The organism is Arthrobacter sp. B0427-1-12 (assembly GCF_059092905.1).
The window spans coordinates 1-21,737 of record NZ_JBNHIC010000043.1 but is presented as its reverse complement, the minus strand read 5'-3'; the positions used below and the strand labels follow the sequence as shown (position 1 = coordinate 21,737).

Sequence of the window (21,737 nt, the reverse complement as noted above, 5' to 3'; positions counted from 1 at the left end):
TACCGGAGCGGTTGGCTCTGTTACTCGGCCGGATCGGTGCCGTTTTCCTCGGCCCACTCCGCGGCTGCTTCTGCTTCGTTCGCGTGGGCTTCCGCCGCCAGTTCCTCGGCGTATTCGGCGTAGTCGTCGGTCAGGAAGCCGTCGAACGGGTTCGCTGTTTCCGTTTCGGGTACGAGGTCGTCGCTCACCGCGGCGATGACGGTTCCGATGTCCGCAGCGGTGGCCTCTTCGGTTACCGCAGCATGGGCCCCTGCGGCGCCGGGGGCCAGGAGGACACCCGCGACGGCGGCCGAACCGATGATCTGCCGAATCCTGTGCTGCATTGTTCTCTCCAAACATGGTTGCGTGTGTGCCGGGTCGACGCCTTGCAGATATGCGTTCGTGTCCTTATCGGAAAAGACTTGGCCGAATAGGAAGCGCTGCCTGTCTAAAGTCATTATGCGCCCCCCTTTCCTGTAAAAAGGTTGAGGAAATGAGAAGCCCTTCCGCTTCGAATTCCGGCGGCCGATTACCCCCCTGTCTGGGGGAGTCAATTACGGGGTGTGGTTTTTTGGTCGGTCGAGTGTAGATTCAGGAGTGCATCCGAAGTGCCGGCTGAATTGCAGAATGGTATGTATTTGCTGGCTGCGAGAATCAGCCGGGGGCCATGGTTCCGCAGCGCGGCGGGGCAGCTATTCCTGTTTCGAAACAGACTCGCGGCCGCCCGAATCAATTTTCCATCTTCCGGGACGGCCGGGGCTGACCGTTGGTGTGCTCCGGACGGGTGCGGGGTATACCGTCGCGGTCCTCAACCCGCCTGTGGGGCTGGCGGCGACGGCGCCTTGGATCGTGCCCGAGGCCAAAGCCCACACTGATCTGTCTGCGGACGGCGTCGGTGAGGCAGCGCCACAGCGGTGCGCTCTTCCTGGGCCGGAGGCTGCGTTGAACAGTGTGTTGAACTTCGCAATAAACACTGGAACCTTCGGACGTACGCCATAGTTTAGGTCAGGGAGGGTCTGCGTCGGCTGGCGGTCCGGACTCTTCAGGAACAATGACGCCGGGGGGCTGGGCACGGCCGGCGATCGCTGCCGGACAGCGGTGACGAGGTGCGAGGCAACTGAAGGAGAAATGCAGTGGGACGAGACAAGGTCACGCCGAGGCAGGCCGCACGGCAGTCGCGCGAGGAGAAACTGGCCGCCCTGCGAGAGCAGCAGGCCAAGGAGCGCCGCAAGCGGAACATCCTGATCGGCGCCGGGGGAGCCGTCGCCGTGGTGCTGGTCGGCGCGCTGGTCACGGTGGCGCTGGTCAACGACCCGCCCGTTCCCAGCGCGGATGCCATCCAGATCGAAGGCCTCCAGGAATTCGAGGACGTCTCCAGGAACCACGTGACCACCCCGGTCCAGTACGAGCAGACCCCGCCGGCGGGCGGCGACCACTCCGCCGTCTGGCTCAACTGCGGCGTCTACGAGCAGCCGGTGCCCAACGAGAATGCTGTCCACTCCCTGGAGCACGGCGCCGTCTGGGTCACCTACGACCCGGCCCGGGTCAATGCGGACCAGGTTGCCGCCCTGCAGGAGGAGTTGCCGGACACCTACACTGTCCTGTCCCCGTTCGAAGGTCTTTCATCGCCCGTGGTGGCCTCGGCCTGGGGTGCCCAAGTGGCCCTGGACGGTGCGGATGACAGTCGGCTGGGCGATTTCGTGACCAAGTACTGGCAGTCCCCGAATACTCCTGAGCCCGGTGCCTCCTGCACCGGCGGCATGGACGCGCCCGGGCGGGTGGCGTGACGGCGGACGCCATGACGACCGCACAGACATCCCGCCGCGGACGCAGGCTCCCGCTGATTGTTGCCGCCATTGCCGCCGCGGTACTGGTTTTCCTGGCCGGTTGGGCGCTGGGACGGCTGGTCCCGTCCGGCGAAATCACCCCGATGACCACCAGCGCCGAAGCCGGCTTTGCAAGGGATATGCAGGTGCATCACCGCCAGGCGGTGGAGATGTCCCTGATCATCCGGGACCAGACCCAGGATGAGACGATCCGCCAGTTGGCCTATGACATTGCGACGTCCCAGCAGCACCAGGCGGGCCAGATGTATGGGTGGCTTGCGGTCTGGGGCCTGCCGCAGGCATCGCAGACTCCGGCCATGGACTGGATGATGGCCTCACCGGAGGATTCCCACGAAGCGCACGGAGGCATGGCGCACGCGTCCGGCCAAATGCCGGGAATGGCCACTCCCGAGGAACTCCGGCAGCTTCAGACCCTGACCGGGACCGAAGCAGAGCGGCTTTTCCTTGAGCTCATGATCGACCACCACCGGGGCGGGGTGGACATGGCGAATGCCGTCCTGGAGCGCTCGGATTCACGTGTGGTGGAGGCCCTGGCTGACTCGGTTGTTCTCGCCCAGCAGAGCGAGATCGACTACATGAACGAGCTGCTCGCCCAGCGCTGAGCCCAAGGCGGCCGGCAGGGCGTGGTGGAGGGCTACTGGCGGTAGCCCTCCACCTTTTCCGGGGACCGCAGACGCGCCTGGTCTTCGTCCTTGAATGCCTTGCGCAGGGCCCGCCGCTGGCGCAGCAGGTCCCAGCACTGGTCCAGCTGCGTCTCGACGTCCTTCAGGGTTTGCTTGTCTTCCGGACTGTGACCCAGTTCGCTGGCAATCTTGTCCCGCAGAGCGTGCTCCTGCTCCACGAGCTCGTTGATCTGGGACAGGAGGCTCTTGTTGTCCATAGTTACTCCCTTGGAGTATTCGTTCCTGGAATGCAGGGTGGAACAGCTTCGATCCGTCCAGCCTACGCCGCGGTCCCGCCGCTGGGTAGGACACCCAAGGTGCGGTTCCCGCCCGGGCCGGCCGGCGCCGTCGTACCTGTCCAGCCTCAGGATTGGCAGCCGCTAGACTGGCACTGCTCACACAACCAATGGCCCCAGGGGGGCCATGCCACGTCCGGCCGGATCAGCGAGCGTCCGGCGAGAGTGAACGAGGAACTTTGCGAGAATTCACCGCCCGTGCCGCCACCGCCGAGGAAATTGCCGACTGGGACCGGCACGTGACCGCCAATCCCAGCGGAGGCAACCTGCTGCAGTCCGCCCCGTTCGCGGAGGTGAAGTCGCATCACGGCTGGACCCCGCGGCACCTGGTATATGAAACGGCGGATTACAGCAGCTACAACCTGGTGCTGGAGAAGGACTTTCCGGTCCTCGGCAAGCTGTGGTACCTCATCAAGGGGCCGGACGTCGCCGATGCCGCCGATATCCCCGGCATCCTAAAGGCCAATGAGAAGTTCGTCAAGGACCACCGGCAGGACGTCTTCGCCATCAAGATCGAACCGGACATCCTCGACGGCGAGGAGGTACGGGCGGCGTTCGCGGAAGCGGGCTTGGTCAAGACCTTCAACATCCAGCCCAATGACAGCACGGCCGTGCTGGATGTGACCCCGGAGGAAAACAAGCTGCTGCGCAATCTGCACTCACGCGGCCGCAATGCCGTCCGCCGGGCCATCCGCGAAGGCGTGGAAGTGGTCCAGGCGGAGCCGACGGAGGAAAACTTCCGCACCATGTACGGGCTCATGGACCAGGTGGGGCAGGGCAACGCCAACGTCCAGCTCCGCTCCTTCGAGTACTACAGCCGGTTCTGGCGCAATTTCATCGACGCGGGGATGGGCCGGCTGTACTTCGTCTACGAGGACGGCTCCCCCTCGGTGGGCGCATTTGTCATTAACTATGGGCGCAAGGGAACATATAAGGACGGCGGTTCCAAACCCCGCCGCAGCCAGTACGGTGATTCGCACCTGGTGCAATGGCGGGCCATCAACGATCTCAAGGAACTCGGTATTGAGACGTATGACTTCTGCGGAACTCCGCCGGCAGCCAAACTCAAGGATAAGGACCACGCTTTCCACGGGCTGGGCATGTTCAAGACCAGCTTCACCAAGACGGTCATCGACTATGTCGGATGCTATGACCAGGTCATCAGCCCGCTGAAGTACAAGGCGTGGGAGTCCATCGGCGAGAAGGTTTTCCGTCAGTTGTACTGGCGCAAACATCATCAACCGTTCTACTAAACCGCGGCTTCGCGCCGCGGACCCGAAGAGAGGGGACTTTGGAGCAGGAGCCAGTCGAGCATAGGACGGCGCGCCCAGCGGTCAGGGGAGCGCAGCCCAGGTCCGTTAAGCCCGTACCCGCCCTGAACGGGCAGCGTGCCAACGACTCCGCCATGCGGGTGCTCCGCAAACTCCTCCAAGGCGAGTCCCCGCCCACGGCCCCGATGAACATCGTGGAGCGGCTGGCCGGCAGTCCCTATGCCAATCCGATCATCCAGGTCGGCGGGCAGGACGCCAGCGCCCGCAAGACGCTGGACTTCGCCCTGAACCTGGCCGAGACCATGTTCCGGTACGGCGCCGGTGCGCTGGAAGTCGAGACGAGCATCATCGCCGTCACGGCGTCGCTGGGACTGAGCCATATCGACGTCGAAATCACCAACCAGTCCGTGGTGATCAACTACGCACCCAAGGACGCCACCCCGATCACGGTGCTGCGCGTGGTGCGTTCCTGGACCAACAACTACGCGGGTCTGTCCCTGGTCCACCAGCTGGTCACGGACATCGTCAAGGGCGGCGTGAGCCGGCAGGAGGCGATCAACCGGCTGACGGAGATCACGCGCAGCTCCAAGCCGTTCCCCAAGTGGATGGTGACCTTCTCGCTGGGTGTCTTCGCCGCCACGATCGTGGCCTTCATGGGCGGCAGCCCGCTGGCGTCCTTGGTTGCCTTCCTCAGCAGCATCGCCGTGGGGCTGGTGTCCCGGCAATTCGCGCGCTGGCGGATCCCGGACTTCTTTACGACGGCGACCAACGCCGCCTTGGTCACGTTCGTCGCCGTCGCGCTCTGGGCGCTGGAGGTGCCGATCACTCCGGGCATCGTGGTGGCCGGCGGCATCATCCTGCTGCTGCCCACCGGACGGCTGGTCTCCGCGACGCAGGATGCCATCAACGGCTTCCCGGTCACCGCCGCCGGCCGTTACCTCTCCGCGTTCCTGACCTTTGCCGCGATCGTCTCGGGCATCGGCGTCGGCCTGGTGGCCATGGAACTGGTGGGCGCCGGCGGACTGGACGTGCTGGATCCCGGACCGGGCGGCTACCCGTTCGCTGTCCAGGCCCTGCTGGTTATTGTTGCCGCCGCGTCCATGTGTATTTCGGAACAGACCAGCGCCAAGATGCTGCTGCCCACGGGGCTGGTGGCCCTGTGCGGGTTCCTGATCTATGAGGCCGTGGGCTACATCGGGATCGGGGACCGGCTGGCGCCGGCCGCCGCCGCTGTGGCGATAGGTTTCGCCGCCCGCCTGATCGCCCTGCGGCTGGGCTCGCCGCAGCTGGTGATGGCCGTGCCCGCGGTGATGTTCCTGTGGCCCGGGATGACCATCTTCCGGTCCATGTACGAGCTGACCGTGAATGCCGATGAGCCGCTGATCGGCGTGCTGGGGCTGTTCAACGCGCTGACAGTGATCCTGGGCACCGCCGGCGGCACCGTCCTGGGCGACCACCTGGCCCACCCGCTGACCCGCGGCCTGGGGTCGAACGAGAGGCGTGCCCGCACCCGCCGCCGCTAGGAGCCGACCGCCGGCACCCGGCTACAGGATCTTGCCGATCTCCGTCTTCTTCTCCGCTTGGAACTGGTCCTCCGCCCGGCCCAGCGCCCAGTAGCCGGAGAGCGAAACCTGTGACCGCTGCAGCCCGCGCTGCTTGAAGAGAATGTCGCGCAGCGCCTTCATGTAGCCGCGTTCGCCGTGCACGAACGCATGCACGTCGCCCTCGCGCCAGTCCATCTCCGCGATGGCCCGGACCAGCAGGTCGGTGGTGCCTGCGCCGGGGTCCGTGCCGCCGTCGCCGGCGCGCAGCAGCCAGGTGACCTCGACGCCGTCCGGTACGGCGATGTCCTGGATGTCGCCTGCGGTGCCGACCTCGACGAATGCGGTTCCGACGGCGTCCGCCGGGAGGGCTTCGATGCCCGCCGCAATGGCGGGCAGCGCCGCTTCGTCCCCGGCGAAGAGGTGCCAGTCGGCAGCCGGGTTGGGTGCGTAGGCGCCCCCGGGGCTGGTGAACAGCAGCTCATCGCCCGGCTGTGCGGCGGCAGCCCAGGGGCCGGCCAGTCCCTCGTCGCCGTGGACCACGAAGTCGATGGCCAGCTGCCGGGCTTCAAGATCCACCCAGCGCACGGTGTAGGTGCGGGTGACCGGCCACTGTTCCCGGGGAAGCGCTTCGCGAAGCGCGGCCATATCCGGTGCATCCGCGGCGGACGTGCCGGGCTGCAGGAAGAGGATCTTCACATACTTGTCCGTGAAGTCGTTCATCACGAAGTCCTTGAAGCCGTCGCCGCCGGCAATGATCCGGACCATGTGGTCGGAAAGCTGCTCGCGCCGCAGCACCTCGAGCCGCACCAGGGGACGGGCCTTCTTGACGGCCGGTGCCGCCTGGACATTGCTGGTTTGATTCATTCGCCGATGCTCCTGGAGGCTGGCCTGGCGGCCGTGGGTTAGGTCTGCCTCATCAGGCTAGCCGGTGGGCAGCCGCCAGTCGATTTCCGCTGCGCCCTGGTCGCGCAGCAGTCGGTTGGCGGTGCTGAACGGCCGGGAACCAAAGAAACCGCGCTTGGCGGACAACGGGCTGGGATGGGCGGACTCGATCCGCGGCGTGTCCCCGAGCAGCGGCGCCAGGTTCTGGGCGTCCCGCCCCCAGAGAATGGCCACGAGCGGTCGGTTTCGCTGGGCCAGGGCACGGACCGCCAGGTTGGTGACAGCTTCCCAGCCCTTGTTCCGGTGTGACCCCGACGCCCCGGCCTCCACGGTGAGGACCCTGTTGAGCAGCAGGACGCCCTGCCCGGCCCAGGCGCTCAGGTCCCCGTGCTCGGGGGCCTCAATCCCCAGGTCCGATTCCAGCTCACGGTAGATGTTCGCCAGGCTGCGCGGCAGCGGGCGCACCGCCGGATTGACCGCGAAGGACAGGCCGATGGGGTGCCCGGGGGTCGGGTAAGGATCCTGCCCGACGATGAGGACCTTGACAGCGTCCATCGGCTGCTGGAACGCGCGCAGGATATTGCCGGGGGCGGGCAGGAAGCTGCGCCCGGCAGCCCGCTCACCATCCAGGAAGCGGGCAAGCCGGTGAATTCCGTCCTCGGCCGGTTCCATGGCCTTGGCCCAGTCCGGTGCCATGAACTCCGCCGGCCGGGCGGGTTCCGCGAAGGGCAGGTGTGCGTCATCGGCCGTCCGCCTGCCGCCCCGCGCCTTACCGGCCGCCGGGAGGGGGAAGAGGGCGCCGTCGTCGTCAGTCATCCACCCATCCTGCCCGATCCCGGTCACCTGGCGCGAGAGCCGCAGGCTGGAGCCGTTCGAATGACTTTCGCTTCGTTCCCCCGTACCATGTACGGGTAGTTTGATGCGGTCGGAATGAATGGAGTGAGCCGTGGCAAGTGCGGCCGAAAGCGGAGCCTTTTCACTGGAAACCGCGTACGACGCCGACAGCCCGCTCAGTGAGCGCGACCAGCGGATGCTGGCCTTGGAACGGCAGTGGTGGAAGTACGCCGGCGCCAAGGAACAGGCCATCCGGGAGCTTTTCGACATGTCCGCCACGCACTACTACCAGATCCTGAATGCGCTGATCGACACGGAAGAAGCGCTCGCGCACGACCCGATGCTGGTCAAGAGATTGCGTAGACTACGTACGTCGCGCCAGCGTGCCCGTACGGCTCGTCGGCTGGGCAGCGACGCCTGATTCCGCATCTTTCGATCAAGGACACAGCACGACTATGAGCGAGTATCCCCGGGATGAGTTTGACAAGGTCCCCGAATCTTCCGCGCGCCAAGGTGTCCACCGCGCCCGGATGGCGCCGCCGCGGCAGGGCGGCCTGGGGCTGATCATCCTGGTTGGCGCCCTGGCCCTGGCCATCGGCGCAGCGGCGTTCTTTGTGGCTCCGCGGCTGGGCATCGGTGCCGCCGCAGGCGAGGCTCCGTCCGCGGAGCCGGTTGCCGAGGCAGCGGCAACAGCCGGCCCCAGTGCGCCCGCGTCGGCGGCAGCGGAGGAAACGGCCGCCGCTGCCGAGACAGCGGAACCAACGCCGGCTGCAACGGCCCCAACGGAAGCTCCAACCGAAGCGCCGGAAACCGCTGAGCCGGCGCCCATGGACAAGACCTTGCCGGTCAATGTGCTCAACGGCACCACCGCCGGAGGACTGGCCGGCTCGGTGGCCGGCCGCGTCGCTGCCGATGGCTGGTCCACCAGCCAGGTGGGCAACTGGGCCGGCCAGCCCGTGCAGACGTCGATCATCTTCTACAACGGACCGGAACAGCTGGCCACCGCCCAGGAAATTTCGCGGTTGCTGAATATCCCCACCCTGATCGAGTCCACTGCGGTTTCACCGCAGGTGACTGTGGTGCTGGGCCCCGGTTTCCAGTAAGCCGGGGTAGCTGTAATCCACGACGGCGGTGTCCCGGCATAGCGGCCGGCCCGGGGAATTCCCGGGTACCTGCAGCGGCTCGGCGACTCCATCCGGCGGCTGCCCCGGGCAGCTAAGCCCTGAGCGGGACGCCGCGGGCATCCGTGCAAAACATCCGGGCGCCGGCCAGGATCATGATGCCTTCGACGAAGCCCCACACCCAGCCGAGGCCGAAGGTGGCGAAGGTGACCACGATCTGTGCGATGCCTACCCCCACATAGCCCAGGTAGAACCGGTGGATGCCCAGGCCGCCCAGCAGGACGCCGAGCAGGCCGGCCACCAGCTGCGACTTTTGCCCGTTGTAGGCCCCATAGCCGTAGGGCGGTCCCGGAATACCGTAGCCGGGCTGCTGGCCGTAGGGCGGTCCCGGCTGCGGAGGCCACTCCCGCCTGTCCCGGGGAGGCCATTCGGAAGATTCTGGATTCTGGCTCATCGGTACTGCTCCTTCGATGGATGGGGCCGCTACATCCACGGTAGGAGCGGCTCCGCCTGCCCGCCATCGGGAAGATCCCTGATCAGGCCCTGAGCGATCCGGGACGGGCTGTTTCGCGGTTGGCGGATACGGCGGGCACAGTCCGGCGTCCGCTTGCACTCTCACCCTGCGAGTGCTAATTATTGACTTAGCACTCCTGGCCGGTGACTGCTAAGTTGCTGGCCCGGGAGGATCACCGAACCACTGTGGTGAGGGTTGGTCGAGCCGGCGTATCGAGATCGCCGGATTGCCTCCCGTCCGTCGCGGGCATCGCAGCCGGTTCGAGCAGCCACTGCTAAAGAGCATGATTGTTCCGGAAGGACGAAGCCGTTATGGCCAAGATCATTTCGTTTGATGAAGAGGCACGCCGTGGCCTCGAGCGCGGATTGAACATCCTCGCTGACGCAGTCAAGGTAACGCTGGGCCCGCGCGGCCGCAACGTTGTCCTCGAGAAGAAGTGGGGCGCTCCCACGATCACCAACGATGGTGTTTCCATCGCCAAGGAGATCGAGCTGGACGACCCGTATGAGAAGATCGGCGCCGAGCTGGTCAAGGAAGTTGCCAAGAAGACGGACGACGTCGCCGGCGACGGTACCACGACCGCAACCGTGCTCGCCCAGGCTCTGGTCAAGGAAGGCCTGCGCAACGTTGCCGCCGGCGCTGATCCGCTGAGCCTCAAGCGCGGCATCGAGAAGGCCGTTGAAGCCGTTACTTCCGAACTGCTCGCTTCCGCCAAGGAAATCGAGACCAAGGAAGAGATTGCTGCTACGGCATCCATCTCCGCAGGTGACACCCAGATCGGTGAACTGATCTCCGAGGCCCTCGACAAGGTGGGCAAGGAAGGCGTCATCACCGTCGAGGAGTCCAACACCTTCGGCCTGGAGCTTGAGCTCACCGAGGGCATGCGCTTCGACAAGGGCTACATCTCCGGCTACTTCGTCACCGACGCAGAGCGCCAGGAGACGGTCCTCGAGGATCCGTACATCCTGATCGTCAACTCCAAGATCTCCAACGTGAAGGACCTCGTTGCGGTTCTGGAGAAGGTCATGCAGTCCGGCAAGCCGCTGCTGATCATCGCCGAAGACGTCGAGGGCGAGGCTTTGGCCACCCTGGTTGTCAACAAGATCCGCGGCACCTTCAAGTCCGTTGCCGTCAAGGCTCCGGGCTTCGGCGACCGCCGCAAGGCCCAGCTGGCCGACATCGCCATCCTCACCGGTGGCCAGGTCATCGCCGAGGAAGTCGGCCTCAAACTGGAGAACGCCACCCTTGACCTGCTGGGCAAGGCACGCAAGGTTGTTGTCACCAAGGACGAGACCACCATCGTCGAAGGTGCCGGCGACGCCGAGGAGATCGCGGGCCGGGTCAACCAGATCCGCGCCGAGATCGAAAACTCCGATTCCGACTACGACCGCGAGAAGCTGCAGGAACGCCTGGCCAAGCTGGCCGGCGGTGTTGCAGTCATCAAGGCCGGTGCCGCAACCGAGGTTGAACTCAAGGAACGCAAGCACCGCATCGAGGACGCCGTCCGCAACGCCAAGGCTGCTGTTGAGGAAGGCATCGTCGCCGGTGGCGGCGTTGCCCTGATCCAGGCCGGCCTCAAGGCGTTCGCCAATCTGAACCTCGAGGGCGACGAGGCAACCGGCGCCAACATCGTCAAGGTTGCCATCGACGCTCCGCTGAAGCAGATCGCCTTCAACGCAGGCCTTGAGCCGGGCGTTGTTGTCGACAAGGTCCGCGGCCTGCCCGCCGGCCACGGTCTGAACGCTGCCACCGGCGTGTACGAGGACCTGCTGGCTGCCGGTGTGAACGACCCGGTCAAGGTCACCCGCTCTGCTCTGCAGAACGCGGCTTCGATCGCCGGTCTGTTCCTCACCACCGAGGCTGTTGTCGCCGACAAGCCCGAGAAGACCGCTCCGGCCATGCCGGGCGGCGACGAGATGGGCGGCATGGGCGGCTTCTAGTCCCCAGCCGGCTCCGGCCGATTAGCGCCGAAGGCGCGGTTCCCCGTCAAACGGGAGCCGCGCCTTCCGCTGTTAATGGCCCCAGGCGGCGAGTTCACTGCGCAGGTTCGATTGAGCCTGGTCCAGCCACAGTCGCTGGGCGGCGGGCGTATGGAAGAGCGGTTCCAGCGCAAGCAGGCGTTCGACGACGGCGGTGCGTCCGCGCGCGAAGTCCCCGTCGCTGACATGGCTGTATTCAAGCCTGACCTGTCGGAGGTACCGGGCGTAGCACCCGGGTGCGCTGCCCAGGATGGACAGGTCCGCGTCGCAGAGAAGCGCTCCGGCCCGGTCATCGGCTGCGGGGGCGTGGTGGGCGGTCAGCCGCACCAGCCGTGCTGTTTCGCTGACTTCGCCGGCCGGGCAGCCGGCATCCGGAAGCAGCTTTTCGGCCAGGCGGGCGGAAGCTTCCTCGTCGCCGCCGGGCACGCCGTCATAGACCGAGTCGTGGAACCAGGCGGCCAGCAGGATGGCCCGCCGGTCTGCGCCGGGTTCTTCGCCCATCTTGAACAGCAGTCCGAGGGCTTCCAGCACAGCCAGCAAGTGGGTGCGGTCATGATAGTGGCGGTGCGGCTCGCCCCAGCGCGCTATCAGGGCCCGGCCGAGGGCCTCCCGGCCCGGCAGCAGCAGATTCCAATGGCTGAGCAGCGATGCTTCCAGCTTGCTGCTGCGCAGGCGGGCCGGGACGCGCAGGCCGCTTGAAATCAGGGCCCGCGTGAGCTGGGCGCCGCTGACTTCGCCGGCTCCCAGAGCCACCAGGTCGCCGTACCGGCGTTCCGGAACATCGTAGTGATCCTCGTCGAAGGCACGTTCGGGAATGCCCGCGGCGGCGGCAAAGGCATGCAGCTCAGCCAGCGACGTATCCGAGATCAGGTGCGAGAAGAGGGTCCCGTGGGCGGGCCACGAGGGCGGATCGATCAGAATGGCCACGCTTCAGCCTACTTGCCGGGGACCGGGGTTTCGACTCGCTCGTTCCTCGCTCCCTCAACCACCGGGGCAGCGGGGGAGAAGACGCGGGGGCGGGTGTTACGCCATGAAGAGGCAGGCGTTGGCGTCCTCCGCGCTGGCGTACTGCTGGGAGGCCTGCGAGAGGGCCGCATTGATGCTGGCCAAGGATTCCTTCACCTTCAGCTGGGTGGCGTGCCACTCGGTGATGAGCTGCTGGAAATTGGCTGCGGCCTGACCGGTCCACATGGCCTCCAGCTCGCGCAGCCCGCCCTGCATCGCCGAGACCTCGGTCCGGATACGGTCGATGGTGCACTGGACCTCGCTGCTCTTGGCGGCGAGTGCCTCACTGTCTACATGGAAAGTTGCCATGGGGTTCCTCCTGGGAGCCATTCGAAATGTTCGGAAGTGATCGGTGTACCTGACACTTCGAGGCTAGGCGCCCGGGGAGGTCCGCGTCCGGGCTAACGGCGGAACTGTGGAAAACCGGGCCGGTGCCGCGGCTGTGGAGGAATGGTCGTTTCGGACTGGGCGGTTTCGTCAGCGTCGCTGTAGGGGAGCCGGATGGACAGGGTGGCCCCGCCGCCGTCGGTCTCCAGGATCCGGACGGTGCCGTCGTGCTGGGCCACCAGGGCCGCCACGATGGCGAGCCCGAGTCCCGTACCGCCCGTTTCACGCGTCCGCGACGTATCCGCACGGTAGAAGCGTTCGAAGACCCGGGATGCCTCTTCCTCGGAGATGCCGTGGCCGTGGTCGCGGACTTCGATGATCGAATCCTTGCGGTTGTCGATGACAGGCTCCACACCGACGGCGATTTCGATCGGCGTGCCTTCCGGCGTGTAGCGCAGCGCATTGGTGACCAGGTTCGCCATGACCTGGCGCAGGCGCGCCTCGTCGCCGACCGTCGGGGCGCTCCGGGCGCGACCGCCGTCGAGCCCGATCACCTTGACCTGGCGGTCCGGGGCGCTGACCCGGGCATCCATCGCCGCGTCCGTGCCGAGCACCAGCAGGTCCACCGGCTTGGATTCCAGCGGGCGCTGCTCATCGATGCGGGCCAAGGTGAGCAGGTCCTCCACCAGCTGGCCCATTCGGGTTGCTTCGCCCTCGATCCGGCCCATGGCCTTGGCGACATCCTCCTCCGTCTGTAGTCCGCCATGCCGGTACAGCTCGGAGAAACCGCGAATGGTGACCAGCGGTGTCCGGAGCTCATGGGAAGCGTCGGAGACGAAGCGGCGCATCTTCTTCTCCGACTCGACGCGGGCTGCAAAGGCTCCCTCGATGTGGGAGAGCATGGTGTTGACTGAGCGGGAGAGCCGGCCCACCTCCGTGGCCGGATTCTCCACCTCGACGCGGCGTGACAGATCGCCGTTGGCGATGGCCGAGGCGGTCTTCTCCATGCGGACCAGCGGCCGGAAGGACCGGGTGACCGCAAGGTAGGCGACGGCGGAGGCGAAGACGGTCGATGCCAGCCCGACGGTCAGGATCAGGGCGGCCGTCTCATCCACTGGGTCATTGACCGTGGCCATCGGCAGGCCCACTGCCATGTAGCCCTGGCTGTCCTGGAGCCCGAAGATCTGGACGCGCCAGCCCTGGCTGTCCGGCAGGGTCCCCGGAACCGGTACGGGCTTTTCACTGGCCCTGGCGGCCTCCAGATCTAGCCCGCGCAGGTCCGGAACATCCTGGGTGGCCGACTGCTCGACCGTTGGCCGCAGCACGGTGCCGCTGTTGTTCAGGAGCGCCCCGTAATAGCGCAGCAGGGAACTGTCCGTGGTTTCCGAGATGCCGAAGACGTAGTTGGAGACGGCTTGGGCATTGTTTCGGATGTCCTGGTCCATGCTGTTGATGAGGTTCTGGCGCAGCATGGAAATAGTCAGCAGCCCGGTGATCCCCACGGCCACCACCATGAGGATGGACATGATCGCCACCAGTTGGGTGCGCAGCGACGCGGATTTCCAGAGGTTGATCAAGGTCTAGCGCTTCTCAGACGAGCGCAGCAGGTATCCAACACCCCGTTTGGTCTGGATCAGGGCGGGGGCATTGGGCTTGCTGTCGATCTTGCGGCGCAGATAGGAGATGTAGGACTCGACGATGGAGGCATCCCCGTTGAAGTCGTATTCCCAGACATGGTCCAGGATCTGGGCCTTGGAGAGCACCCGGTTGGGGTTCATCATCAGGTAGCGCAGCAGCTTGAACTCGGTCGGGGACAGTTCAATGGTTTCGCCTGCACGGCGGACCTCATGCGCGTCGTCGTCCAGTTCCAGATCATCGACCTGGATGACGGCGCCTTCGTCGTCGAAGGGCTGGGTGCGCCGCAGCACGGCGCGGATGCGCGCCACGACTTCATCCAGGCTGAAGGGCTTGGTGACGTAGTCATCGCCTCCGACCGTCAGGCCGGTGACCTTGTCCTCGGTGTCGTCCCGCGCCGTCAGGAACAGGACGGGGAAATGCCTGCCCGAGGCGCGCAGCCGGCGGGTGACCGTGAATCCGTCCATATCCGGAAGCATGACATCCAGGACAGCGAGGTCCGGGTTGTACTCCTCGACGGCGGCAAGGGCGTCGCGCCCGTTGGCAGCAGCAACGACGTCGAACCCGGCGAAACGCAGGGAGGTTGAGAGCAGCTCACGGATATTGGGCTCGTCGTCGACGACCAGGAGCTTGGCTTCGGGTGCATTTTTCTTCACCTTCCCATGGTGCTCCGCTTTTCTGGGAAAAGTCTAGGAGCACCTTGGGAGGTTCTTGGAAGTAATATGCGTCCCGGCTGTGCGGTCCGCAGCTGGGCTCGCCCACTTTCTACGTATCCGGAAGGCCCGGAAGCTGCTGCTCGAACCAGGCCAGCATGTCATTCCACGCCTCCAGAGCCTGGGCCTCCACATAGCGGTCGCCGGTGTCATTGTGGAAGGCGTGGTTGACGCCGGGATAGATCTTCAGCTCGTGGACGGTTCCGGCCTGCTGCAGCGCCGCTTCCAGTTCCGGCACGCCGCTGGTGATCCGCTCGTCCTGCTCGGCGTACACCCCAAACACCGCGGCCTGGATATTGGGAACCTGGGACAGCTCCGGTGCCGGTCCATAGAACGGGGCTGCAGCCTTGAGACCGGACATCTGGGTGGCGGCCTGCCAGGTGATGCCGCCGCCGAAGCAGTAGCCGTTCATCGCGATCCGCTGCGGATCGACGAAGTCCTGGGTGATCAGGTATTCGAAGCCAGCCTGGAAATCGCCCACGTGGCGGTCCGCTCCGGCATCCGTGAGCAGGCTGGGCACGGCATCGCGGTCCTGGGCGTCGGTTCCGCCCTCGCGGGAGAGCAGGTCCACTGCCAGCGCGGCGTAGCCTTCCTTGGCGAAGCGCCGGGCGACATCCCGGATGTGCGGAGTCAGGCCGCGGTTTTCATGGCAGACCAGCACCGCGGGGTAGGCCCCGTCGGCGGCAGGGCGGGCGAGGTAGCCGGTGATGTCGGCGCCCTGGCTGGGGAAGGAGACGTTGCCGGTTTCCAGGTCCGGGTCACCTTCCGGAACGGAGAGCGGGCTGCGCGCGCCCGGCACCGGTTCGCCCGGGACTTCCGGGGCCGTCGTCGGAGTATCCGGTTCGGGAATCGGATCCGTCGCCTCCGGGACCTCGTTGGGCGCGCAGCCGACCGCCAGCATGGCGGATGCGGCTGAGGCCATGGTGCCTGTGATCAGCGCTACCCGCCGCGTGAAGGTGCGCCGGGAAATCAGGCCTTCGCGGTAGTCGTCGAAGAATTCCTGAATCAGGTACTTCTCGAACTTGCCTAGGGGTTTGGGTGCCATCACGGACTCTCTTCCGCCGAACTGCGTCCACCGCGAAACGGACATTGCGCGGTGCCGGTCACACGTATTCAAGCACGTCCGGGTTCACCGGCAGCAGCCCTCAGCTGTCTTTGCCGATGTCCGCGGCGTCCATGATGGTGTACGCGTACCCCTGCTCGGCCAGGAAACGCTGGCGCTTGGCCGCGAAGTCCTGGTCCAGGGTGTCCCGGGCGACCAGCGTGTAAAAGCGTGCGGACCGGCCGTCGGACTTGGGCCGCAGCAGCCGGCCCAGCCGCTGGGCCTCCTCCTGCCGGGACCCGAAGGAACCGGAGACCTGGATGGCCACGGAGGCCTCGGGCAGGTCGATGGAGAAATTGGCGACCTTGGACACCACCAGCGTGTGGATTTCGCCGGCCCGGAACGCATTGAAGAGCCGCTGCCGTTCCTTCACCGAGGTCTCGCCCTTGATGACCGGGGCGTCCAGGCGCTGGCCGATCTCGTCCAGCTGGTCGATGTACTGGCCGATCACCAGCAACTGCTCGCCGCTGTGGGACACCACCAGCCGCTCCACCACGCCGGTCTTGGTCTCCGAGGTGGCACACAGGCGGTACTTGTCCGCATCCTCGGCCATCGCATACGCCACGCGTTCGTCCCGCGGCAGGTCCACACGGACTTCCACGCAGTCTGCCGGGGCGATATAGCCCTGCGCTTCGATGTCCTTCCAGGGCGCGTCGTAGCGCTTGGGCCCGATCAGCGAAAAAACCTCGCCTTCGCGGCCGTCCTCCCGCACCAGTGTGGCGGTCAGCCCCAGCCGGCGGCGGGCCTGCAGGTCCGCGGTCATCCGGAAGATCGGCGCGGGAAGCAGATGGACCTCGTCGTAGATGATCAGGCCCCAGTCATTGGCGTCCAGCAGCTCCAGATGCGGGTACAGCCCGCCCCGGCGCATGGTCAGGACCTGGTAGGTGGCGATGGTCACCGGCCGCACTTCCTTCACCGCGCCCGAGTACTCGCCGATCTCATCGGCCGTCAGCGAGGTCCGTTTCAGCAGTTCTTCCTTCCACTGCCGCGCGGACACGGTATTGGTGACCAGGATCAGGGTGGTGGTCTGGCTGGTCGCCATCGCCGCGGCGCCCACCAGTGTCTTGCCGGCACCGCAGGGAAGAACGACGACGCCGGACCCTCCGGCCCAGAAGTTCTCCGTGGCTACCTTCTGGTACGGCCGCAGTTGCCAGCCGCCGGGCTCCTTGGACTCATTGAGCAGGATCGGATGCGGGGTGCCCTCGACATAACCGGCGAGGTCCTCGGCGGGCCACCCGAGCTTGAGCAGCAGCTGCTTGAGCTGGCCGCGCTGGGAGCCATGGACGACGACTGTCTCCCCGTCGATGCGCGGGCCCAGCAGCGGCTGGATCTTCTTGGCATGGAGGACTTCCTCCAGCACCGGATAATCGTCGGTACGCATGACCAGGCCGTGCTGCGGGTCTTTCTCCAGCCGCAGCCGGCCGTAGCGCGACATGGTTTCCTCGATGTCGATCAGGAGCGCGTGCGGTACGGGAAACCGGGAGTACTTGAGCAGCGTGTCCAGGACCTGCTCGGCGTCGAGTCCCGCGGCCCGGGCGTTCCACAGCCCCAGCGGGGTGATGCGGTAGCTGTGGACGTGTTCGGGTGCCCGTTCCAGTTCTGCGAAGGCGGCGATGGCATGGCGCGCCTCGGTGGCCTGCCCATGGTCCACCTCCAGCAGGATGGTTTTGTCGCTCTGGACAATCAGCGGTCCGTCGGTCATCTGCGTTCAGTCCTCAACAAGTTCCACATCCATGACGCGGTGGATAGACACCACACGCTCTACGTCTTTGCCGGCGTCGTATACGCGGACCCGGCCGCCTGCCACGGACAGGGGAACCAGGATTTCCTGGCGGTGATTCCCCTGCTGGTCCACAATGCCCATCCTGACACGGCTCTTCAGCCGGATGGCCTTGCGGAGGGTCTCCAGCCCGATCAGCGGCCCGCTTTCACTGGCCGCTACCCCGCCCGCTGCCACACCGCCCGCCGGCTGCCGGCCAGCCCGGCCCGGCTCCTTCCGGGCAGCGGCAGAGGCACGCAGCGCGGCCAGCTGTGCCGCGATATCGTCATCGCTCAGCGACCACGAAGTGGCCCGGGGACCGGACACGGCGGGCCGCGGGAAGGCGCCGGCTGCCCCTTGGCTTCCGGCCGCGCCCAGCGCAGCCCCTGCCGGACCGGTGCTGCCGGCAGCCGGGTCCCTGGCCGGCGCGTAGCCAAGTTCCCGCAGGGTCTCCAGCAGTTCCGCGGCGCCGGCCCGGGACACGACGACGGTCGGGGCCACCTTGACCAGCCCCAGGGCGGCGGTCCGGGGGTCCGCCAGCAGGGTGCCCAGCGCGGCGTCGTCGTCGCTGCGCAGGTAGCTCGACGCCGGTCCTACCCGCAGCCTGCCATGCCGGGCTGCCGTGTCCTCCACCAGGTAGCGCAGCGGCTGCGGAACCTCGGTGGCCGAGTGCCGCGTGAGGAAGTCGAGGATGGCTGCCGCGTCCTGGCCGGCGTCGAGGGCGCGCCGCAGCGACTGCGCGGAGAACCGGTGGATGGCCGCCGGTCCCTGGCCCTCCGCCGTCGACAGCAGTGCCAGTTCCCGCGCCACCGCCGGTTCCAGGTAGCCGGGTGCGACGGCGGTCAGGTCCGCCTGGAGCATGAAATGGCTCAGCGGCGGCGGCAGTTTGTCCGCCAGGACGGCGGCGGCCTCCTCGAACCGCGTGGCCGCGGCCAGCTCGCCCAGCGCGGTCAGCGCGCCGGAACCGATCAGCCCCAGGTGCGCGGCTTCGGCCAGCATCCCCGGGACCAGGCGGCTGAAGCGGCGCTGCAGCCGGGGCTGGTGCCAGCTCAGCCGGCCAACGACGTCGGCGGCAGACGGCGCGGGGGAGGAGCCGCCGTCGTTCCCGTCCGGCAGCTGTTCCGCGGCCAGGTCGGCCATCGCCAGCAGCAGCCGGCGGCGTACCATTGGGGCCTCGGGCCGGTGGGCTTCCGCGGCCAGGACGTTGATGGCGCCGCCGGTGGACAGCGCCTCGCCGACCAGCGCCGGCGCCCGGTCGCTCTCATACCAGGAGCGCACCACCTCCAGCCACTGGAGGTGCCGGTCCAGCATGGTCCAGTCCAGACCGGCGGAGGGGACCACCCAGCGGGAGGTATCGACGTCGAGCACCAGCAGGCCGGCTCCGGCGGCCAGTTCCAGCAGCCAGCTGGCCAGCTGCTGTTCGATGCGCAGCCCGTCGGCGAGCCGCCGGACTTCGCGGACTCCGACACCTCCGGAGCGCAGGGTGGTCACCGGCTGCGCGGCGGCCAGGCTGAGCACCTCGGTCAGCAGGCGCAGAGTGTCCGCGACCGCGGCGTAGGCGGCATTGTCCCGCACTGTGTTGCGCGTGGTGCGCAGGGCCGGACGCGGCGGTTCCAGCTGTAGCTCTTCCGCGATCAGGTGGCTGCGGGCGGCGATCCCCGCCTCCCGGGGGAGTTCCACATGCCCGGCATCCAGGGGCGCCAGCAGCCCCCGCGCCAGCAGCCAGTCCACCGGCGCCGCGTCCGCGCCGCTGGTTTCCGCCACCGAGGACCGGCGCAGCGCGTCCGGAACCGCGCCGACGGCGGCCGTCCGGAAGCGCGCCAGCAGCTCGCCGGTGGCCGGCGGGGCCTGGGACATCAGCTGCTCCCAGTTCCCGCGGTCCGCGACCCAGCTGCCGAGGGCGGCAGCAGCCGCGGCTGGGGTGTCGGCCGGCGCGAGGGGGTAGCCGGCGGCGCGCAGCTGCGCCACGATTCCGACGGCGTGCCCGCCGAAGACTGGATGCGAGGCGGCGAGGGCGGAGAACGGCCTGCCGAGCCCGGCCGGGTAGGGGCCAAGGGCGTCCTTGATGGTGCCGACCGGCAGGTAGTGCTTCCGGCGGGACGCCGCCGGCGATTGCTCCTCCGGAGGCGGCGCAGCCCGGATGAGCAGGGCAAGCGCGTGCAGCCCGGACAGCACGGCATCCAGGGTCTTCGCCGTGGCACCGCCGAGGTGCTGCTTGAGGCCGGCCGCGGACGTGCTGTGCCCCGTGTCCTCATTGGTGGTCAGGACTGCCGCTTCGAGGACGGTCAGCTGCGGACGGGTGAGATTCTCCAGGGCCCGCTGGACACTGATGCTGGTGGAGGCCCGGGCGGCCAGGGCAGCAAAATCCGGGACCGGCGGCAGGCCGAGGTCCGGACGGGCCTTCAGCAGCGCCCGCAGCTGATCATCGCTGCGGGCAGCCAAATCTGAGGCGAGCGCGCGGATAGAGGACATCAGGTTAACGGTACCGCCGCGGGGCGGCGGCATCGTCCGACGCCGTCACGCACCCCCTCCGGCACGGGGAAGCGGCTTCGCTCCGCTGATGTGGTTCCGGAACCGCTTCAGCGGAACACCCCCGCTTTCTCGCGGGGGAGTTCAGACAGACCGGCGGTGGCGGATGCTGGCGATGACCAAGCCGCCGAGCAGGATGAAGGCGAGCGGGAAGGCCAGCAGCACGATCCAGACGAACCCGGGCCACAGCTGTGCGCCGAACAGTTCGCCGACCAGGACGATGGCCAGTGAGACCACCGCAACGGCGGCCAGGATGCCTGCAATCCGTGCAACCGCCGTGGTCCCGCCGGAAGGCTGTGTCCTGCCCTCGGTTGTGCCGCCGGTGTTGCCGGAACGGGGAGTCGGTGCTGTGCTGCTCATGGAATAACGCTAACAGCGGACAATGGGGTCACAAAGCCAAGCGAGGGGGAATCCGCGATAATCTAGACGGTAAAGATTTGCCCGTTGCTGCTTGGCCGGCAGTTTGATGGCTGGCGGGTTGACCGGGAGTACACCTAACGCTCCGGAGACCATCGCACGAACCGGACGAAGAGCCGCGCGGGATCCGTGGAACGCAGCAGTGGGCGCCATCACTGCACAACGTAGCTAAGAACGAGGTAATCGAAGTGCCCATCGGCAAAGTCAAGTGGTACGACTCCGAAAAAGGATTTGGTTTCCTGGCCACCGACGAAGGCCAGGAAGTGTTCCTGCACGCATCCGCCCTTCCTGCCGGCGTGACCGAGGTCAAGGCCGGCACTCGGATGGAGTTCGGCGTCGCCGCGGGCCGGAAGGGCGCCCAGGCGCTGTCCGCCCGCATCCTGGAAGCCCAGCCGTCCGTGGCCAAGGCCAAGCGCAAGTCCGCCGAGGACCTGGCTATCATCACCGAGGACTTGATCAAGCTCCTCGACGGCATTTCCAACGGCCTGCGCAAGGGACGTTACCCGGAGAAGGCACACGCCAAGAAGGTGGCCACGGTGCTCCGCGCGGTAGCCGACGACATTGATCTCTGAGGTACACAGACGTGACTGATACGGAAACCAGGACAGGGGAGGCCGGCACGGAAACAGCAGTGGGGGACGCAACTGCGGAGGGCGTGGCGGAGGCCGCGCCCTCAACGGAGCCTGAGGCGGTGCCGGCCGCGCGCCGTCGTGCTGCTTCGCGGAAGCCGAAACTGGACGCCCTGCTAGCCGCCGCCGTCGAAACAGCGCGCGACGGCGTGCTGCAGCTTGCGCCTGCAGCGCAGGTTGGTGACTATGCAGGAGCCGTCGCAGACGGTGACCGCCTCGTCACCCACCGTTTCGAGGCACGAGTGCCGGGCTATGTCGGCTGGCAGTGGTTCGCAACGCTGTCGCGCGTACCGCGGGGCAAGAACGCCACGGTCTGCGAAATCGGATTGCTGCCGTCCGAACGTTCCCTGCTGGCACCGGAATGGGTGCCCTGGGCGGAACGGGTCCGGCCGGAAGATGTAGCGGCCCAGGAAGCCGATCAGGAGGCAGCCGCGGAGCCGGTGCAGGCCGGCACTGAAGCAGCCGAAGCCGACGAAGCGGTGGCCGGCGTCGAAATCGTCGAAGCGGAAGAGTCGGCCGAAGCTGAACCGGTGAACGAGCCGGAAGTGGATTCCGAGTCCTAAGGCCGGGGGAGCTTTAAACCCGGGCTGCCGGGCACCGCGGCAGCCACCAGGATGGGCAGGCCGCTGGGCAGCAGGGGCACCGTCAGGACCGTGGCCAGAGCGCAGACGACGGCGATGGCCGCCGAATCG

The 21,737-nt window shown here is 67.0% G+C and carries 22 protein-coding genes; 9 read left to right on the top strand and 13 right to left on the bottom strand.

Annotation, left to right across the window (positions count from 1 at the left end):
• Window positions 1–20: 20 nt before the first annotated feature.
• Window positions 21–323 (bottom strand): hypothetical protein, encoded by a 303-nt coding sequence (locus AC5RWU_RS19060; RefSeq protein ID WP_494032314.1) that lies wholly within the window; start codon window positions 321–323, stop codon window positions 21–23.
• Window positions 324–1,112: 789 nt separating this feature from the next.
• On the opposite strand from AC5RWU_RS19060, the gene AC5RWU_RS19055 reads away from it, so the two are divergent.
• Both AC5RWU_RS19055 and AC5RWU_RS19050 read left to right on the top strand, forming a co-directional pair.
• Window positions 1,113–1,766, top strand: a complete 654-nt coding sequence (locus AC5RWU_RS19055; RefSeq protein WP_494032315.1) for a thioredoxin-like domain-containing protein — start codon at window positions 1,113–1,115, stop codon at window positions 1,764–1,766.
• An 11-nt stretch (window positions 1,767–1,777) separates the two neighbouring features.
• The gene (locus AC5RWU_RS19050) at window positions 1,778–2,428 is read left to right on the top strand and encodes a DUF305 domain-containing protein (protein ID WP_494032316.1); all 651 of its coding nucleotides are present in this window, start codon (window positions 1,778–1,780) and stop codon (window positions 2,426–2,428) included.
• Window positions 2,429–2,460: 32 nt separating this feature from the next.
• Here AC5RWU_RS19050 and AC5RWU_RS19045 read toward each other — a convergent pair whose 3' ends face one another.
• Entirely contained in the window at window positions 2,461–2,706 is a 246-nt protein-coding gene (locus AC5RWU_RS19045; protein ID WP_494032317.1) for a DUF2630 family protein, read from the bottom strand.
• 257 nt (window positions 2,707–2,963) lie between these two features.
• Here AC5RWU_RS19045 and AC5RWU_RS19040 point away from each other — a divergent pair, with 257 nt between their 5' ends.
• Window positions 2,964–4,037 carry a lipid II:glycine glycyltransferase FemX gene (locus AC5RWU_RS19040; protein ID WP_494032318.1) on the top strand — a complete coding sequence of 358 codons (1,074 nt, stop codon included), beginning with the start codon at window positions 2,964–2,966 and terminating at the stop codon, window positions 4,035–4,037.
• Window positions 4,038–4,189: 152 nt separating this feature from the next.
• Window positions 4,190–5,578 (top strand): threonine/serine exporter family protein, encoded by a 1,389-nt coding sequence (locus AC5RWU_RS19035; protein WP_494032319.1) that lies wholly within the window; start codon window positions 4,190–4,192, stop codon window positions 5,576–5,578.
• 21 nt (window positions 5,579–5,599) lie between these two features.
• Here AC5RWU_RS19035 and AC5RWU_RS19030 read toward each other — a convergent pair whose 3' ends face one another.
• Together AC5RWU_RS19030 and AC5RWU_RS19025 are read right to left on the bottom strand one after the other, a co-directional pair.
• Window positions 5,600–6,463 carry a siderophore-interacting protein gene (locus AC5RWU_RS19030; protein ID WP_494032320.1) on the bottom strand — a complete coding sequence of 288 codons (864 nt, stop codon included), beginning with the start codon at window positions 6,461–6,463 and terminating at the stop codon, window positions 5,600–5,602.
• 57 nt (window positions 6,464–6,520) lie between these two features.
• Window positions 6,521–7,297: a uracil-DNA glycosylase gene (locus AC5RWU_RS19025; RefSeq protein WP_494032321.1), complete on the bottom strand. Its 777-nt coding sequence runs from the start codon at window positions 7,295–7,297 to the stop codon at window positions 6,521–6,523.
• A gap of 130 nt (window positions 7,298–7,427) precedes the next feature.
• On the opposite strand from AC5RWU_RS19025, the gene AC5RWU_RS19020 reads away from it, so the two are divergent.
• Both AC5RWU_RS19020 and AC5RWU_RS19015 read left to right on the top strand, forming a co-directional pair.
• Complete coding sequence (locus AC5RWU_RS19020; protein ID WP_494032322.1) at window positions 7,428–7,736, top strand: DUF3263 domain-containing protein; 309 nt, start codon at window positions 7,428–7,430, stop codon at window positions 7,734–7,736.
• 34 nt (window positions 7,737–7,770) lie between these two features.
• On the top strand, window positions 7,771–8,418 hold the full coding sequence (locus AC5RWU_RS19015) for a LytR C-terminal domain-containing protein (RefSeq protein ID WP_494032323.1): 648 nt from the start codon (window positions 7,771–7,773) through the stop codon (window positions 8,416–8,418).
• 112 nt (window positions 8,419–8,530) lie between these two features.
• On the opposite strand, the gene AC5RWU_RS19010 is transcribed toward AC5RWU_RS19015, so the two are convergent.
• On the bottom strand, window positions 8,531–8,890 hold the full coding sequence (locus tag AC5RWU_RS19010) for a TM2 domain-containing protein (RefSeq protein WP_494032324.1): 360 nt from the start codon (window positions 8,888–8,890) through the stop codon (window positions 8,531–8,533).
• A 371-nt stretch (window positions 8,891–9,261) separates the two neighbouring features.
• Between AC5RWU_RS19010 and groL the strand changes: the two genes are divergently transcribed.
• On the top strand, window positions 9,262–10,890 hold the full coding sequence (gene groL, locus AC5RWU_RS19005) for a chaperonin GroEL (protein ID WP_494032325.1): 1,629 nt from the start codon (window positions 9,262–9,264) through the stop codon (window positions 10,888–10,890).
• 72 nt (window positions 10,891–10,962) lie between these two features.
• Here the strand turns inward: groL and AC5RWU_RS19000 are convergent, their stop codons facing one another.
• From AC5RWU_RS19000 to AC5RWU_RS18965, 8 genes are all read right to left on the bottom strand, one after another.
• Complete coding sequence (locus AC5RWU_RS19000; protein WP_494032326.1) at window positions 10,963–11,856, bottom strand: DUF4031 domain-containing protein; 894 nt, start codon at window positions 11,854–11,856, stop codon at window positions 10,963–10,965.
• A gap of 96 nt (window positions 11,857–11,952) precedes the next feature.
• Window positions 11,953–12,243, bottom strand: a complete 291-nt coding sequence (locus AC5RWU_RS18995; protein ID WP_494032327.1) for a WXG100 family type VII secretion target — start codon at window positions 12,241–12,243, stop codon at window positions 11,953–11,955.
• Between the two features lie 92 nt (window positions 12,244–12,335).
• Window positions 12,336–13,838 (bottom strand): sensor histidine kinase, encoded by a 1,503-nt coding sequence (locus AC5RWU_RS18990; protein WP_494032328.1) that lies wholly within the window; start codon window positions 13,836–13,838, stop codon window positions 12,336–12,338.
• 3 nt (window positions 13,839–13,841) lie between these two features.
• Entirely contained in the window at window positions 13,842–14,552 is a 711-nt protein-coding gene (locus AC5RWU_RS18985) for a response regulator transcription factor (protein ID WP_494032329.1), read from the bottom strand.
• A 109-nt stretch (window positions 14,553–14,661) separates the two neighbouring features.
• Window positions 14,662–15,654, bottom strand: a complete 993-nt coding sequence (locus tag AC5RWU_RS18980; protein ID WP_494032330.1) for a dienelactone hydrolase family protein — start codon at window positions 15,652–15,654, stop codon at window positions 14,662–14,664.
• A 100-nt stretch (window positions 15,655–15,754) separates the two neighbouring features.
• A complete protein-coding gene (locus AC5RWU_RS18975; protein ID WP_494032331.1) occupies window positions 15,755–17,413 on the bottom strand; it encodes a DNA repair helicase XPB in 1,659 nt (552 codons plus the stop codon).
• Between the two features lie 6 nt (window positions 17,414–17,419).
• The gene (locus AC5RWU_RS18970; protein ID WP_494032332.1) at window positions 17,420–19,942 is read right to left on the bottom strand and encodes a helicase-associated domain-containing protein; all 2,523 of its coding nucleotides are present in this window, start codon (window positions 19,940–19,942) and stop codon (window positions 17,420–17,422) included.
• A gap of 141 nt (window positions 19,943–20,083) precedes the next feature.
• Complete coding sequence (locus tag AC5RWU_RS18965) at window positions 20,084–20,359, bottom strand: hypothetical protein (protein WP_494032333.1); 276 nt, start codon at window positions 20,357–20,359, stop codon at window positions 20,084–20,086.
• 245 nt (window positions 20,360–20,604) lie between these two features.
• On the opposite strand from AC5RWU_RS18965, the gene AC5RWU_RS18960 reads away from it, so the two are divergent.
• Both AC5RWU_RS18960 and AC5RWU_RS18955 read left to right on the top strand, forming a co-directional pair.
• Window positions 20,605–20,988 carry a cold-shock protein gene (locus AC5RWU_RS18960; RefSeq protein WP_494032334.1) on the top strand — a complete coding sequence of 128 codons (384 nt, stop codon included), beginning with the start codon at window positions 20,605–20,607 and terminating at the stop codon, window positions 20,986–20,988.
• Between the two features lie 11 nt (window positions 20,989–20,999).
• Window positions 21,000–21,608: a DUF3027 domain-containing protein gene (locus tag AC5RWU_RS18955; protein ID WP_494032335.1), complete on the top strand. Its 609-nt coding sequence runs from the start codon at window positions 21,000–21,002 to the stop codon at window positions 21,606–21,608.
• The last annotated feature ends 129 nt before the right edge of the window (window positions 21,609–21,737 follow it).

Coding starts and splice junctions, on each gene's coding strand:
- AC5RWU_RS19060 (WP_494032314.1), bottom strand. CDS start 323: ATGCAGCACAGGATTCGGCAGATCATCGGTTCGGCCGCCGTCGCGGGT.
- AC5RWU_RS19050 (WP_494032316.1), top strand. CDS start 1,778: ATGACGACCGCACAGACATCCCGCCGCGGACGCAGGCTCCCGCTGATT.
- AC5RWU_RS19045 (WP_494032317.1), bottom strand. CDS start 2,706: ATGGACAACAAGAGCCTCCTGTCCCAGATCAACGAGCTCGTGGAGCAG.
- AC5RWU_RS19035 (WP_494032319.1), top strand. CDS start 4,190: ATGCGGGTGCTCCGCAAACTCCTCCAAGGCGAGTCCCCGCCCACGGCC.
- AC5RWU_RS19030 (WP_494032320.1), bottom strand. CDS start 6,463: ATGAATCAAACCAGCAATGTCCAGGCGGCACCGGCCGTCAAGAAGGCC.
- AC5RWU_RS19025 (WP_494032321.1), bottom strand. CDS start 7,297: ATGACTGACGACGACGGCGCCCTCTTCCCCCTCCCGGCGGCCGGTAAG.
- AC5RWU_RS19015 (WP_494032323.1), top strand. CDS start 7,771: ATGAGCGAGTATCCCCGGGATGAGTTTGACAAGGTCCCCGAATCTTCC.
- AC5RWU_RS19010 (WP_494032324.1), bottom strand. CDS start 8,890: ATGAGCCAGAATCCAGAATCTTCCGAATGGCCTCCCCGGGACAGGCGG.
- groL (WP_494032325.1), top strand. CDS start 9,262: ATGGCCAAGATCATTTCGTTTGATGAAGAGGCACGCCGTGGCCTCGAG.
- AC5RWU_RS18995 (WP_494032327.1), bottom strand. CDS start 12,243: ATGGCAACTTTCCATGTAGACAGTGAGGCACTCGCCGCCAAGAGCAGC.
- AC5RWU_RS18980 (WP_494032330.1), bottom strand. CDS start 15,654: ATGGCACCCAAACCCCTAGGCAAGTTCGAGAAGTACCTGATTCAGGAA.
- AC5RWU_RS18975 (WP_494032331.1), bottom strand. CDS start 17,413: ATGACCGACGGACCGCTGATTGTCCAGAGCGACAAAACCATCCTGCTG.
- AC5RWU_RS18970 (WP_494032332.1), bottom strand. CDS start 19,942: ATGTCCTCTATCCGCGCGCTCGCCTCAGATTTGGCTGCCCGCAGCGAT.
- AC5RWU_RS18965 (WP_494032333.1), bottom strand. CDS start 20,359: ATGAGCAGCACAGCACCGACTCCCCGTTCCGGCAACACCGGCGGCACA.